Source organism: Pseudorhizobium xiangyangii, assembly GCF_020531965.1.
GTDB lineage: Bacteria > Pseudomonadota > Alphaproteobacteria > Rhizobiales > Rhizobiaceae > Neorhizobium > Neorhizobium xiangyangii.
Genome location: NZ_JAJAWH010000032.1, coordinates 1 through 14,015 on the forward strand (window position 1 = coordinate 1; position 14,015 = coordinate 14,015).

Here is a 14,015-nt window from a genome sequence, read left to right on the forward strand (position 1 = left end):
CAAACTTGCTCTTTGCCATTGAATGCTTCCTGTGGACATGGGTTGCGAACCCGGCACGCGGGTTTGGTGTGGCCGTTTAAGGCTTTCCCAGACAATGCGCAAGACATAAATGTCTGGAGATCCGCGACTGCCGCAGCAGGTCATTTTATGCCGATACGAAGATGCAAGACGTGGCAAAGCCGTCACCAACAATCATGGAGGAGCAAGCCATGAAACAGATCGCAAGTCTATTGTGCGTCATCGCCCTTGCCGGATGTTCCCAGTCGACGTCCGGCATCGAGCCGATCCCGGGAAGCATCACCTATGGCGGGCAGCCGCAGAGCCGCCTGACCAAGGCTCCCGTGGGCAGCGCGGTCACGAATCGCCTGAGAGATCAGTTTGGCCAAGGGTACGAGGAGACTTATATCATACAGCCGGACCGAAGCCTGAAGCTGGTCAGCCGGCAGAGGGTGGAGTTTCCCAACAGGTGAACCATTCCCCTACTGCGGCAGCAAAATGATTTATCGATCCGACGACACCCACCCTGCCCTTGTGATGCGCCTCGATTTCCCCGACGGCCGCCGGCTGGGACGCGGGAAGATCCAGCTTCTGGACAACATCCGGAATCATGGTTCAATTTCGGCAGGTGGGCGGGCAATGGACATGTCCTATCGCCGTGCCTGGATGCTGGTGGACGAGATGAACCGGATGTTCGCCGAGCCCGTCGTCGTGACGCAGCGCGGTGGAAGCCAGGGTGGACGCGCCGTCGTGACCCCCTTCGGCAACGATCTTATATTGCGGTTTCGCGCCATGGAGCGGCAGTGCCGTGCAGCCATCCAGCCGGACGTCGAATGGCTGCTGGCCGCTTTGCGAAACGAACCGCCACCGACAGAGGATGGCGCGTAGACGCGACATCGCGCCATCCCGTTTGAGGTAATGGATTCAGCGAAGAACCTCGAACCCTTCAGCTTCAAAGAAAGGCCGGGCCTCTTCCGACTTCAGGAACGCAAGATAGTCTGCCGCCTGAGGGTTGTCGGATTCGGCCAGCAGGGCGACCGGATAGATGACGGGCGGATGGCTGTCGGCCGGGAAAGTGCCAACCACTGAGACTTCCGGGTCGGCAATGGCATCCGTCTGGTAGACGATGCCATAGGGAGCTTCCCCGCGGGAAACCAGAAGGAGAGCCGCACGCACGTTCTCCGCTCCCGCTACACTGGTCTCGACAGATGACCAGACACCCAACGCCTCGAGTGCAGCCTTGCCATACTTGCCGGCCGGAACCGAATCGGGCGCTCCCATGGCCAGCTTGCCGCCGGCGAGCAGGCCTGCAAGATTGAAGCCAGGCTTGATCTCGACGACGGGGGCATCTTTCGCGCCGACGAGAACGATGCGGTTACCGAGAAGGTTCGTTCGACTCGCTTCGTCGATCAGCTTTCGCTCCGTCAGGTAATCCATCCAGGCAAGATCCGCCGAAATGAAGACATCCGCAGGGGCTCCCGCCTCGATCTGCTTGGCGAGCGCGGAACTTGCCGCATAGGAGATGGACGTCTTGGCCCCGCCCTTCTCCGTCCAGGCAGCGCTCGCCGCGTCGAGTGCGTTCTTCATGCTCGCGGCCGCAAATACCGTCACCGTCTCCTGCGCGACCGAGACCGACGGTGCCGACACGAACAGGCTCAATCCCAACGCCACGACGCTCGCGGCTTGGCGCACTTGCTTCATCATCATTTAAATCCCTCCAGCATCGATATGTTTCAAAGAATATATCGATGCTGGAGGCGGCGTCCACCGATATGTTCGGCAGAATAGATCGCCACAAAGTTTGGATGAATGGAACGCATGCGGCCACAGCCGTCGCTTTCGGTAAGACTGCCTCGTGATCTGACATCGCACACAAGACCACCCGCCGCTTCAGCCGGGCGACCAGCCCTCTTGCCGATGATGGTTCTCCGCTATTGAAATGGATGGACGAATTGCGTCCGCTCTGTCAAAAGCCAGTCAGGACGCGACTGCCGTTAGCTTTAGAACGGGGTCGGGCAACCGATTGACGTCACGTTGCTGCCGCGAGATTACGCTGGCCGTCCTCTCGCTCTTACATCAACAGTGCACCCCGCGAAGTTGCTACGCCGTGATGGGCGACCCCATTCATGATGGATCTCCGGATTGTGGAATAGATATGCCTGTTAAGACGGGGACGAGCGCCCGTGACTTACTGCTTGCTATTAAGGGGCGATGCAGTCATGGCCATGCAAAAGGAACCCCCACATGATCTCGCAAAAATTCATCATCATCCCCTACAAGAAAAGCAGGGGCGGACTGACGGCCGGTGAGATGAGGCAGGCGACAAGCGCCGCGTCGGCCGAGCGCATAGCGACCGCGATGGCCGATCGTCATCCCGGCGTGGCTGCCTATTCCGTGATGGTGGATAGCGAAACCGGCGACATGACATCCCCTGCCCTGATCATTTCCTTCGGGGACATACCTCCCCTGGAGGAATAATCCGCAGAAGAGATGGGCGCGTTCGTGATTCTCCAGATCGTGGAATGGCCAAGCACACAACGCGCAGGATGAACGCCGCAAGAGTCGACACGACGGATCAACAGCTCGCCGCAAAGGCGGGCCACGAGACGCAGAATAGCTAAATGGATGAAAGCTCTGGAGCGGGTAACGGGAATCGAACCCGTGTATTCAGCTTGGAAGGCTTTCAAAACCTTCAATGGTTTCTATGCCCTCGTGTCACTCTGTTTCCGTGTCGTTCATCTCCGAACTTGAACCGGAGACACGATATGTTCTGTTGACGTTCCCGGTCATCCGAGCAAATCCTTGCCCATGACCTGGCAGAAGAAATACCGCTGGACGCAGACGTGGCCCGGAGAAGGGCACGAAGACTGGGTCGCCTACGATGGCAGGATCTGCGTCGGCCGAATCATGTTGGACAAGACCACACACAGCCGCAAGGGAATGTTCATGTGGAGCGGAAGCGCAGCGCAGCACGAAGGCTTCCCGCAACGTGTCATGCCCCACCAAGGATGGGAGCAAGAGCACTGGCAGGCCGCCAAGGCTGTAGAGGACTGGTACGATAGGATGAGAGAGCGGAACGGACTACCCCAGCGATAGCGCTATGCTCACCCCAGACATGAGTCCGGCGATGAATAGAGCAGCCCCGACGAGCATGAGGCTGCGGTTGGCTATCACTCCGTCTTCTACGTCGGGCGCCACAAGGATCAACCCACAGGCCCACGCGAGCATCCAGACGACGAAGTAAGTCACCATGGCGACGTCGAGGCCGGGATAGTAGGTGATCGTCATCACCCATACGCGGTGAAAGAATAGGATCGTCAGGAGCGATGCCACGCCCACGATCAGGAACTCAGCCCCTGCCCTTCCGTTTCGAAAGGATCGGAGAGCGTCGGGAACCCACCGGACAACGCCAGCTGACGTGAAGCCCGTCACGAGGGCATAGGCTACGTTTCTGACCCCATCCTCGGATAGCGCTGCAGATGCAGCTGTGAAAGCTAGAACGGCGAATACAGCCGACCATGCGGCTATTGATGACTTTAGCCTCTTCAATGTCCCTTACCCCTGTGCATGCTCGCAATCGCGTCGTTGGCAATCTTCGTGACGTCACTGGTCCTGCGCGTGAGCTGGACAACAGCCTCGGAGAATTCTGTTCGCGCCCGGTTCTTCGGCTCACCCTGTCGGGCAGCCCGGCGCTTGCTTTCCTTCCACACGGGCCAAAGAGACGAAAATATCTTCATTTCCCGAGGCTCTTTTCTGTGAGGCGGATGATCGTGTCCCGCCAGAACGCGGTGTTGTCATCAAACTTTTGGACCACCGCCGTGAGGATCTGGTAGGTTTTCAGGATTTCCGCCTCGGCAGATCGCCTGTCTCGTCGCTCAAGCAGAGCCCAAGCTAGGAACACGAGCGCGAACCCGACAACGACCGTCTCCTTGTTGGCGAGGAGAGCAATGATGTCTTTGGTAGAGAACTCCATCAGCCTGGTATCTCTCTGACGAGTCCATGCGCGAAAGCTTCCCGGTGCATTCTCAACGGCTTCATGCGCAGGCCCTCGATCGTGTAGATGACTACGTCGCCCTCAATGGCGTGGACGACGTAGGTAGTTCCGAAGTTGTTGATGTACCGACAGCCGGTTTCGAGCAGCGAACCGTCCATCACTGACCTATGGGTGTCTTGGCTTTCCAGCGCCCGTAGAGGCTGAGAACACCGCCGGCAGCCGTGCCGAGCGCGAGGCCGAGAGCCACGAACTGATCCGCATCGATGATGTCAGATGACACGCCGAACGCCCCCAGAAGAGGTAGGACGATGGAAGCAATGGCGCCCCAGGTCACGCGGCTGCGATACCATGGCTCGGAATTTGTCGCGTGAGCCACGACCGGCGCGACCTCTGCCAGCACCTTCGACGTGACCACGTTCACGTCCCTGCCCTCAGTCGCCGTCAGCGGTCTTGCTGCGGCTTCGAAGACGCCCTTGACGATGGCGTCACGAACAGCGGTTTCAACCTTCGACATTCTGAGCCTCCTTCAGAGCCGCGGTGATGACGGCATAGGCGGTCGCGGCGCTCACGAGTGTAGACGCGAGCGTGGCCGTGTCCTTGTTGGCGCAGACGACGACGAGCTGGCCGTAAGCTGCCTCTTCCTTCGCAACGGTGCTGGGCTTGATTTTGCCGGTGGCAGCAATGGCGACGAAAACCGCATGGCCGGTATCAGCAGCAGAACAGATCTGCGGAAGGCTTTGGCGGATCGCGGTATCGATCGAGCCGGTGTGGGTGCAAGCGGACAAGCCAATGGCTGCCGCTGCCAGGATAAGCAGAGACTTCATAGGTTCGGTTCCTTGTGGTGGGTTAGAGCTTGGCTTTGACTTCAGATCGCAGCTTGTCGCCGCAGGCCTTGGCGCCCTTGATGGAAGGCTCGAAGGCAAGACGAGTGAAATCCCACTTGCCTCTCTGGGCTATCCCGAGATTGTTCTGCACCTCGGCATGGGAAAGAACGGTCTTTGCCGTGACCAGGATGCCGTAGCGCCGGCAGAGTTCAGCAACGACCGACGTCAGCGCCGTCCATTGCTTTTCGGTCATGGGATACTTGCCGGGATTGAAGGGGATTTCGCTAGAACCGCCCATGCAGCAAAGCGAGACGCCGATCGATCCGCTGTTGCAGTTCAACGTGTGGGCGGCATAGCCATTCTTCGCCGGTGCTTCGTTGAGCTTGATCGACGGGATACCCCGGATCAGCTTGCCGTCGGCCTCGATCAGGATGTGGTAGTGACCCCGATCGAACTCGGACGCCTTGTGAGCGCCGGCCGTCCAGTGGCAGATGATCCGCTCCATCTTAGCCATGGGCATCCAGTCGGCGGGGATGGTTGCGCCAGAGGCTACAGGGGCCGCAGGAGCGGGTTTCGCCGCTTCCGGCACCTTCGGGCCGCGCAAGCCCTCCAGTTCATCCAGAGCCTTTCCAACGGCCGTCTGTGTCTCGCCGCCGAAGTCGCCGTCTGGGCCGAACTTAGGAAGCGGGAATCCAAGCGCGATCAAGCGCCGCTGCAGAGACTGCACGGACATGATGGTTCTCCAGATTGTGGGGAGGGTAGGCTTATGGGGCTCTAGTGGGAGTGGGTAATTATGCCGTGCGGAGAAGGGTTGCGCTTGGCGTGGCTTGACTTACCCAATGTCTTAGGGAAGTTACGTGCGACACGCGAGACGAGGACGCCATGGCTGACGATATCGAAGACCTTCGCAAGCTGCTATTCAACATGATGGCGAGGGTGGCGGCCAACGAGCAAATCAGTCGTGCTGCGTTTGCAATCCTATGCTCTTATGACAACGATCCAGAGCTTAGCGACAAACTGAAGTCGGGCATATTCCCTCATCTTATCGAGAACGAGAAAAAAAGAGATTGGGGGCTCCACCCCTCAGTCGACCATTGGCTCCGCACCAGAACGGTTGACGCACTAAACGTTGAGCTAGAGCAGACTCTCGAACTAATTGAGCGAATCCGGAAAACTTCCAAAAGGAACGTGAATTGATGTCCGTTGCACCGCAGTTCCTGACAGACATGGCCCATAAAGGTCTAGGTCTGGAGATAGCCCCATACTTTTTCCCGCGGCTCCTAAAATCCGAACACAACGTCATGTACACGGACATGATTGGAAACGACGAGATCCAGGCGAAAGCTGCGGCAAATCCAGACCGCACCATGTTTGGCGAAGTGCCTCTAATCGATTTCGTATGGACACCCGGAACACCCCTTAAGCAGTGCGCTCCTGCGAACTTACTATTCGACTACGCTCTGGCGGCGCATGTGGTTGAACATGTTCCTGATACGATAGGTTGGCTCAACGACATTCTGTCAGTGGTGAAGGACGGCGGGCAGCTTTGCCTTTACGTACCCAACAAGCAGAATAGCTTTGACCACTTCCGCCGGGAAACCTCACTAAGCGACCTCGTCGGCGCATACGTTGAACGCCGCAGCATTCCAACACCTTCTCAAGTTTTCGACTTCGTCAGCCGTTCCATAGTGTACCGGAAAAACACTGAGACCCCGTTGGAGGGCACCAAGTTTGAAGACTGGGATCGCGCATATACAGACCAAGACGCGATCAATCTCTCGATAGAGACGTTCGTCCACCAAAAGTATCTCGACGTCCACTGCACCGTCTGGACGCCTGACAGCTTTGTCGAGACCTTTCGCAAGGTTACCGATTTAGGCCTAATGAACATCGACGTGTCGGATCCCATCCTCCCTGGCACTGATGAATTCGTAGTCTTCATCACAAAGAGAGGCGAACCCCGCATAAAGCAGGACGAAATCGCCAACCCGGACAAAGAAACAATCAAGAAACTCACGAAGAGCGTCGAACACGCCAGCAAAGCATTTCATGAATGTAACGATAGGTTCCGCAAGTACATGGACGAGCATTAACGTCTTCACGAGATGATGACCTCTCGCTAGAAGTTCGGCCCAAACACGACGAGGATCATCCGAGGATTCAGGAAGGCGACAATATCTCCGCCGCCCGCGCCTCGCCAAACAGGCTTACGGCCACGCTTTCAAGCAGTGGCCATAGTTCATGATCGCTCCGGTATGACGATGCAGATCTGAAAATGTTCTGTACGCGAATAGATTGGGTCAGCATAACCGCTTCCACCTGATCGGCTTCCGTTTCGGTTAGGCGCGACCATAGGTCTACCGGGTACAAGATGGTAACTGGCAAGACATGCGGCGGGGCAGCGCTACCATGCTCTGCTACTTCCTCAGGCGTCAGATCAAAGATAACGCCATTTTCGATGCGAGAAAGTTTCATCCGCGTACCCCCTCAAGAACGAACACCCCTGAGAACGAGCCAGAAGGGGCGAATATACCGATCGCGCTACGGGCGCCTTGGTTCAGGAAGCCGTGTATTTTTTCAAAGCGAAGAGCGGGGGCCGATGAAATATGGTGCGCTTCGGTGAATACCGTAGCCGCACCAGGCTTATTGAAGCGGGATACGTCTATGAAGCCATCGAGGTCTGACCCGTTGTTAATGCCAGTAGAGACAAGTGCGAACAGCCCCGCTGCCGTGTCTACGATTGGCGAAACGGCGCCGTTCACTTCGAAGAACCCATGGTAGCGGTAATCTGTAGCTCCAACGTCCCACGTCGCGCCGTTATCTCTGCTGGAGCGAAGAATAGCACCGCCCGTCATGTTCGCTGCAGTCATGTAGTACCGGATACGAAGGAGATTGTACGCGCTTAGGTCAGTCCAAGTTACCTGCGTCGCCCCCCCGGCAGCGACAATCACGCCCCCGATCTGCTGCCAGGCCGAGCCGATGTTGGAAAGCGCCTGTGCCTTTTGGGTTGGGGTGAATGACTGCGCCGCGTCGGCACGTACTCGCAGCGCGAGGGCATCATCGATGGAGTCGAGATCGTCACCAATAGAAGCCAGCGCCGTGGCGAGTCCGGTTATGGATGATACCGGCTGCTCACCAGTCTGCAGAGATCTGTCGAAGGCGTCACCACCGATACCCTGAGGGTCATAGACCGTCTCCGTCATCAAGCCGGTTGTATCGATCACCGCGTTGAAAGTGTCGGTGAAGGACATAATCGAGTAGCTGTTGAAGTCCTCGTTCCAGACTGCGAAGAAAACGGTATTCGGGTTATCAACAGATGGAATACGGATTAAAGAGCCGTATTCCATCGATATAGTCACATCTGGCCCAGCCCGTTCAGCCATAATGCCGTTTGCGCCATAGATGCGCGCTGGGTAGCGGGGTAACACCCGCATACGAAGGGTCATCGCACAACTCCATCAACTACCGGCAGCGAGCCGATCAATTCCTGTTCAGTGATACCGTCACGAGTGATTGTGAATCCGATCTCATACGGGCCAGGGGATAGCCCTCGCATCTCTTGAGCCGTAAACCGCCACTGGATTATTCCGCCGTCTGCGATAATGATCCGGCCATCTTCGGTCGTACCTCCGAGGTGGCGGTAGCAGGGCGCCCGAGAACGAACCTCCACCACCGCCGTCACACCCGTAAGATCGGTGATGACCTCACCAGTATCGTCATCGACAAGCTCGATAGTCTCGATCCAGTCGGCACGGTTCGAAATCGGGTTGAGTTGTGCTTCATACATGATCAGAGCCTGATATAGATTGTGACGGCGACGGACGGTTGAACGTTGTTGTGCGGGAGGCCACCGCCTCGGCCAAAAATCCCAATCCCCGTGAAGTTGGGTTCGGTCAATGTCGGATTATCGTTTGGCGCAGCCACAGGCAGATCAGTGCCACCCCCAGCTGCGTTGGGCGAGCTTCGGTCATGTTGCATATGTGCGTGGCCAGGATCTAAGACGTCATGATCGTGGAACGGCATTTCTGCGATTGTCATGGTGTGGGTTGCTGCGCCCCCCTTCCACCCCAGCGAGGTAGCCGCGGGAATGGCATTCGCAGCTATATTGCCCATCGTGTCCAAACCGACGAAGGTTGCCCCTCGAAAGTCTGGGAGCGTCAATTGCTTGTTGGCGCTCCAGTCAGCAAGCGCGGACGCCCCCCGCCCCCCAACGATGACTAGTGCGTTATCCTCATTCCAAAGCCACTCGAACAAGGGCTGCGTGTCGCTGTTGGCTCGCTCCGAGGCGCCAGACGTGGCGGAACCAATCGTTCGGCCGTTTCCTCGAACCCATCCCGAATGGAGCCCAGTGCCATATCGAGGTTTCATGTCGCCGGTTTTGGAGACCGCGTCAGGATCAACCGGGTTATCCCCGCCTCCGCCGCCTCCGCCTCCTGCAGGACCGATGATCGGCAACCCGTCCACGTCGAAGAGGATAACGCCCGAGGCCGTCGTGATGCGAACACGGAAGAACTCGTCTGCCTCATCCAGATAAACCGGGGGAAAGAACCCTGCCCCATTCGTCTGCACGGGGTTCGGATGCTCGTTCACCTCACCCAGCGAGAACGCCTTGTAGACAGTGATGGGCGTGGAAGTGCCGCCGAGGTAGAAGTACGCCTTCGCCCCAATCAACGGCTTACCGTTCTGATCGTGGATCTGGGTATTGGACTGGTTCCAGAAACCGGCCATATGGATTTCCTTTGAGGTTTAGGGCATGGTGCGGGGATGATTTCAGATCTCGTTCGCAGGAAGCATACGAAGCTTGTCGTCTACGCTGCCGTTTTGAGCTTCTGGCACCCGATAGTGTTCGCCCCCATCCTCTGCTGGCACTTGACGCACCCGCGATATCGAGGGGAATACCTGAGACGCTACGCCAGCTTGACCGGTTTCGTGTCCAATAAAGCCCGCCACTGCTCTGGCCGTATTCGCAAGAGCCTGGGTTGATGCCTCGCTAGGTTTCGTGGCATTGCGCTCATATGCCTTCGCATAGGCGGCAAGGGCTTTCGCGCTTGCTGGCTTAGCCATCAAGGAAGACATGACGCGAGCGCCAGCAACCGACCCGACCACCGTAACGGGATCTAGGAAAACACCGCTCAGGTATGCTGCACCGGTCGCCGCCTGCCCCGTTCCCGATGGGTTAGCGTACTGGTCCAACGTCTTGAACTGCCTTGATACTGTCGCGATGTCATCGAGAGCTGAGGCAAGCTGTTTCTGCCCACCGAACAATGCGCTCTTGCCCTCCGACGAAAGACGCCCATACCCCGTGATGAAACGATTGGGCGAGAAGTTGCCATCCGCATCCCGGCCAAGGCGCGAGATAACGCCGGAAGCCAGATCATTCCATGTCTCATCGCTCACAGAAGACCGGACCCGGGCAAGGTTTACCCGATCGGCACGGCTGCCAGAACCGGCCATGGTGGTGATCCGGTCAAAGACTTTCTCGTCGGAGGCGTCTCGGCCAAGAACCTTGCTGAGAGATTCGCGCTCGCGAGCCGTCCGAGCTGCAAGCTGGTTAGCCTGCTCAAAGGCAGTGCTTGCTTTTTCACCGCCCGACCGAGCGACAGACGCCTTCAGGTCTTCAGTCAACGCGCCATAGATGCGCTTGAGTTCTGCCTGTGATGTCTCTGCCGGGGCAAGGCTTGGATTATCCATCATCTCGCGGACGGATGAGCGAAGATCCTTGATGCCCTGATAGTTGAGACCGTCCGTGCTTTCGAGCGCCCGACGCACGACTCCGACAGCGCGGCTATCGGGAAGCGTGGCATTCTTGCGGCTGGTGCCGATCTCAAGGGCCGTCTTTGCCGTATTGGACAAGGGCGTGGTCACGTTCTGGGTGATCAGTCCGTCAACGGCGTTGTAGGCGTCTGTCACGCGCCCCGACAGCGTCTTGGTGGCGTAATCCGTCATACCTTGACGAGCCGCAGCGCCAGCGTTTGCGACGTTGCCAGAGCCGTACCCTTCCTGGACACGGTTAGCAGCCCCGCCAAGCTGGTCGATAGCCTTCTGCGATGCCACGCGCAAAGGCGTGCCCCCAATCGGAACGTTCGTCAGAAGCTTGCCGGTCTGCTGCACGACCGGGGATTCGCTCGCAACTGCTCGGGGAAGATCAACCCCAATCCGATTAGCCGCGGCAGCACTTTCCATGCCTTGCGTAGCGGCGGGCGCTGCATTGGCTGCAACGGCCTTGCCTGTCCCTGCGGCCGGCGAGATCGGGGCGAATATGGTCGCCACGTTAGCGGCCTCTGCAATCGCTTCCGGGGATGCCCTCCCGTCTGGACCTGTCACCTTCAGTTCGCCGCTCATGGCCCGACCTGGGGCGGTTATAGCACCCTTCGCCGCCTCGTAGAGGTTTTCCACAAGGCGAGGCACCGCAAAGTTCCAGTCTCCGGTTTCCTCGTTCTGCTCATAAGGCACCACAAGGCCGCGATAGGTCTTTGGTTCAGGAGAAGCCGCCGCACCTTCTGCCGGTATCAGATCGTCAAACGACAATGCCGGCCCAGACGTGTGTTTGTTGCCCTTTGGGATCAGATCATCGAACGAGATATTAGCCATTGTTAAAGCCCCGATGCTTCAATGCCGGCTTCCCGTAGGCGCCTGATGACAGCCTCCCGATCGGCCCCACGGGCGATTGCATCACGAGCTGACTGCAGAGGTGCCGCGGCGTCTTGACCGCTAGGCTGCGTAACGCTCGGCTGGCTGGCCGCATCCAAGCCCGCACCCGCGCCGATCTCAAGTCCACGAATGGCGTTCTGCCGGTTTGCTCGCTTCTGCTCGATCACCTGTGGGCCATCGCCTGGCTGCGGAAAATACTGCTGCTCGGCGTTTGCGAATTCCTCAGGCGAGATGACGGCACCGGATTCACGGCGAAGCTGGGCGTTGATGAAATCCCGCTTTGCCTGATCGTACTTCTGGGCGTCTTCAGACCTTGCAAAGTTGCCGATTACTGGAACGGCACCAACGGTCTTGTTCCATAGGCTGGTACCCTGTCCCTCAAGGGTATTGAGTATCTTCTGAGAGTCGTTGGCGCGAACGAGGAAACCGGAGTTCTTTCCTTCTGCCTCTGTCAGTTTCGGTGGACGGCCGGCGCCTTGGGTGATGCTCACCGTCCCGTCTGGATTGGTCGTGATCGCCATGCCGTTCTGTGCCTTTACGCCGCCCTCACGGACGAACTCGCCGGTCTGATCATCCCAGCGGGCCTTGTAGGGAAGTCCGGTCGCCTCATCGAACAGTTCAACGATGTCAGGCTTTTTCTGCCCACGATTGGGAGCGCTCAGCCACTCCTTGCTGTCCTGGTCGTAGAGTTGACCGTCGCCAGCATTAACGAGCCCTTTCGGTTCCGGGGCTTTAGCAAAAGTCCCCAGCCGCTCCACAGCGCCCGTCTGCTGGTTGGCGCGTGCAAGCGTCCCGTCTGGGAGGTTGACGAACTGCCAAGGCTCTCCTGCAGCCTGTCCCGAGTTCTGTTTCCAGAGGGCGATGCCCATCTCGCGAAGGCGAGGATTGCCGATCATGCGAGCAAGAATGTCTGTATCCACACTGCCGCGCTGCACGGGCGTGACGCCGGGGGCGATGATGGAGCCGGAACCAGAATTCGGCAGCGGCACGGCATCGGCTGAAAAGGGCTGCGCGTTTGCTGTAGAAGCGGGATCGCGAGAGGCTGGAGCGGAAACAGCAGGATCTACATAAGCCGCTGTCTGACCACCCGCGGCCATCGTGTTCACAGCATCCACAGCGCCTCCACTACCGCCAACAGCGGCTGTGAACCGGTTGCCGTATTCCCCAATGGAGGTTCCAAGGGAATCCCTGCGGCCAGTCTTGCCGACGCCACCCTCACCGCCGAGCCACGCTTGCGCAGCGCCTTCCGGCCCGTATTTGGAGACATAGCTTCCGAATTTGCCGTCGAAGATTGCGTCTTGAAGCTGCGGGTTTGCCATGAACTCATCCGGCGTCACCTGGCGGCCAAGAACCTCCTGAGACCATGGGCCGATGTTCGTTTCCATGATCTGGTACCGGCCGAGAGCGCGGCCCATCTTCGGGTGCGTCGGACCAACGGCGGCATAGTCACCGCTGCCCTTGCTCTCGATGGAGGCGATGGCGTTTCGGTACTGCCCCATCTGATCAGTCGAGGCCAAGTTGCCGCGCTGCACAGGCACCACAGGTGGCCCGGCCTGCGTTGGCTGAGCCTGCTGCTGGCCTGTCATGAGCCGACCGAAGAAGCCGCCCTGCTGGGGCGCTGCAGCCGATGTAGCCCCTAACGCCTCGCGTGCGAGCTTAGTGTCTCCGAACTGATCCATAGCCCCGCCTATGGTATCGGCTAGACCGCCCACCCATGACGTATCGACCTGCGGAATGCGAGGGGAGCCCTGGCGCAGGCTGGCGATATATCCGACCATTAGAAGAGGCCTCCCGTCGCCGCCTTGGTTGCAAGCCCAAGCCCCTTGCCAATGAGACCGCCGAAGAAGCTGCTCTTGTTGGCTGCCTGCTGGTCTTTGATCTGGGCCGTGTTGTTGTTGATGTCCATCGTGCCGCCGAGAACCTCGCTTTCGAGACTGAGCCGGTTGCCGGTGCCCGTCTGGTAGAGGTCAGCAAGGCCACCATAGCCCTGCGCCTGACCGGCCGCACCCTGCATGCCCTGTCCGGACAAACCATTGAGCCGGTCGAGCCAGCCGCCGTATTCCTGGTTGGCCATGCCCTGCCCGTACTCGGTGAGAGCCGTGAGCGTGTTGCCGCTGCTGAGCATGCCGGCAGCACTTGCACCGCGTAGAGCAGCCTGCTCGCCCTGACCCATCGCGAACTGATAGCCGGGGCCAACCTGAAAGGCGCCCGTAGCTCGTGCGTTGCCTTCGGCCCCGTTGAGCCCAAGCGCGTCTTGATACGTGCCAAGCGCCCCCTCGCCCGCATCTACCCACGGCTGATAGCCGCCGATCGCTGAGTTGATAGCGCCCGCGGACTGCCCTTCGCCCGTGTTGATGATCTCGTTGCCTTGGCCACGAAACGTATCGATCAATCCCTGGTTCTTTTTCAGCGACTTAAGTTGGTTTTTCCCAACATCGGCGCCCATCAGGCCGCTCAAAAATCCCATTACGGTGTCTCCAGATCGTTCAAGGCGCGGTCAGCTCGCGAAGGATGCCATCGAGGGCGCGGAAATATTGGTACCAATTGCG

General features: G+C 58.7%; 19 protein-coding genes. 5 read left to right on the forward strand and 14 right to left on the reverse strand.

Annotation, left to right across the window (positions count from 1 at the left end; translation table 11 throughout):
- Positions 1-209 precede the first annotated feature (209 nt).
- Positions 210-470, forward strand: coding sequence for a hypothetical protein (locus LH464_RS21200; RefSeq protein ID WP_226788410.1), 261 nt, complete (start codon positions 210-212; stop codon positions 468-470).
- A 25-nt stretch (positions 471-495) separates the two neighbouring features.
- A complete protein-coding gene (locus tag LH464_RS21205; RefSeq protein WP_226788411.1) occupies positions 496-885 on the forward strand; it encodes a winged helix-turn-helix domain-containing protein in 390 nt (129 codons plus the stop codon).
- 36 nt (positions 886-921) lie between these two features.
- Here the strand turns inward: LH464_RS21205 and modA are convergent, their stop codons facing one another.
- The gene (gene modA, locus LH464_RS21210) at positions 922-1,698 is read right to left on the reverse strand and encodes a molybdate ABC transporter substrate-binding protein (protein ID WP_226788469.1); all 777 of its coding nucleotides are present in this window, start codon (positions 1,696-1,698) and stop codon (positions 922-924) included.
- Between the two features lie 543 nt (positions 1,699-2,241).
- On the opposite strand from modA, the gene LH464_RS21215 reads away from it, so the two are divergent.
- The gene (locus LH464_RS21215) at positions 2,242-2,475 is read left to right on the forward strand and encodes a hypothetical protein (RefSeq protein ID WP_226788412.1); all 234 of its coding nucleotides are present in this window, start codon (positions 2,242-2,244) and stop codon (positions 2,473-2,475) included.
- Positions 2,476-3,078: 603 nt separating this feature from the next.
- Here the strand turns inward: LH464_RS21215 and LH464_RS21220 are convergent.
- The 6 genes from LH464_RS21220 to LH464_RS21245 all read right to left on the reverse strand — a co-directional run bounded on the left by LH464_RS21220 (position 3,079) and on the right by LH464_RS21245 (position 5,548).
- Positions 3,079-3,546, reverse strand: a complete 468-nt coding sequence (locus tag LH464_RS21220) for a hypothetical protein (RefSeq protein ID WP_226788413.1) — start codon at positions 3,544-3,546, stop codon at positions 3,079-3,081.
- A 184-nt stretch (positions 3,547-3,730) separates the two neighbouring features.
- On the reverse strand, positions 3,731-3,970 hold the full coding sequence (locus LH464_RS21225; RefSeq protein WP_226788414.1) for a hypothetical protein: 240 nt from the start codon (positions 3,968-3,970) through the stop codon (positions 3,731-3,733).
- Positions 3,970-4,152 carry a hypothetical protein gene (locus tag LH464_RS21230; RefSeq protein WP_226788415.1) on the reverse strand — a complete coding sequence of 61 codons (183 nt, stop codon included), beginning with the start codon at positions 4,150-4,152 and terminating at the stop codon, positions 3,970-3,972. Before LH464_RS21230 ends, LH464_RS21225 begins: the two co-directional genes overlap by 1 nt.
- Positions 4,149-4,505: a hypothetical protein gene (locus tag LH464_RS21235; protein WP_226788416.1), complete on the reverse strand. Its 357-nt coding sequence runs from the start codon at positions 4,503-4,505 to the stop codon at positions 4,149-4,151. Before LH464_RS21235 ends, LH464_RS21230 begins: the two co-directional genes overlap by 4 nt.
- Positions 4,492-4,815: a cell wall anchor protein gene (locus LH464_RS21240; protein ID WP_226788417.1), complete on the reverse strand. Its 324-nt coding sequence runs from the start codon at positions 4,813-4,815 to the stop codon at positions 4,492-4,494. The genes LH464_RS21235 and LH464_RS21240 overlap by 14 nt, the downstream gene beginning before the upstream one ends.
- A 22-nt stretch (positions 4,816-4,837) precedes the next feature.
- Positions 4,838-5,548, reverse strand: coding sequence for a peptidoglycan recognition protein family protein (locus tag LH464_RS21245; protein ID WP_226788418.1), 711 nt, complete (start codon positions 5,546-5,548; stop codon positions 4,838-4,840).
- Between the two features lie 149 nt (positions 5,549-5,697).
- Here LH464_RS21245 and LH464_RS21250 point away from each other — a divergent pair, with 149 nt between their 5' ends.
- Positions 5,698-6,012, forward strand: coding sequence for a hypothetical protein (locus LH464_RS21250; RefSeq protein WP_226788419.1), 315 nt, complete (start codon positions 5,698-5,700; stop codon positions 6,010-6,012).
- Positions 6,012-6,908, forward strand: coding sequence for a class I SAM-dependent methyltransferase (locus LH464_RS21255; RefSeq protein ID WP_226788420.1), 897 nt, complete (start codon positions 6,012-6,014; stop codon positions 6,906-6,908). The genes LH464_RS21250 and LH464_RS21255 overlap by 1 nt, the downstream gene beginning before the upstream one ends.
- 67 nt (positions 6,909-6,975) lie before the next feature.
- Here LH464_RS21255 and LH464_RS21260 read toward each other — a convergent pair whose 3' ends face one another.
- The 7 genes from LH464_RS21260 to LH464_RS21290 are packed head-to-tail and all read right to left on the reverse strand — an operon-like array spanning position 6,976 to position 13,933.
- Complete coding sequence (locus LH464_RS21260; protein ID WP_226788421.1) at positions 6,976-7,290, reverse strand: hypothetical protein; 315 nt, start codon at positions 7,288-7,290, stop codon at positions 6,976-6,978.
- Positions 7,287-8,261, reverse strand: coding sequence for a hypothetical protein (locus LH464_RS21265; protein ID WP_226788422.1), 975 nt, complete (start codon positions 8,259-8,261; stop codon positions 7,287-7,289). Before LH464_RS21265 ends, LH464_RS21260 begins: the two co-directional genes overlap by 4 nt.
- Entirely contained in the window at positions 8,258-8,602 is a 345-nt protein-coding gene (locus LH464_RS21270; RefSeq protein ID WP_226788423.1) for a hypothetical protein, read from the reverse strand. Before LH464_RS21270 ends, LH464_RS21265 begins: the two co-directional genes overlap by 4 nt.
- 2 nt (positions 8,603-8,604) lie before the next feature.
- Positions 8,605-9,543 (reverse strand): hypothetical protein, encoded by a 939-nt coding sequence (locus tag LH464_RS21275; RefSeq protein WP_226788424.1) that lies wholly within the window; start codon positions 9,541-9,543, stop codon positions 8,605-8,607.
- Positions 9,544-9,585: 42 nt separating this feature from the next.
- Complete coding sequence (locus LH464_RS21280; protein WP_226788425.1) at positions 9,586-11,406, reverse strand: hypothetical protein; 1,821 nt, start codon at positions 11,404-11,406, stop codon at positions 9,586-9,588.
- A 2-nt stretch (positions 11,407-11,408) separates the two neighbouring features.
- On the reverse strand, positions 11,409-13,244 hold the full coding sequence (locus LH464_RS21285; protein WP_226788426.1) for a hypothetical protein: 1,836 nt from the start codon (positions 13,242-13,244) through the stop codon (positions 11,409-11,411).
- Positions 13,244-13,933, reverse strand: coding sequence for a hypothetical protein (locus LH464_RS21290; protein WP_226788427.1), 690 nt, complete (start codon positions 13,931-13,933; stop codon positions 13,244-13,246). Before LH464_RS21290 ends, LH464_RS21285 begins: the two co-directional genes overlap by 1 nt.
- Positions 13,934-14,015 lie beyond the last annotated feature (82 nt).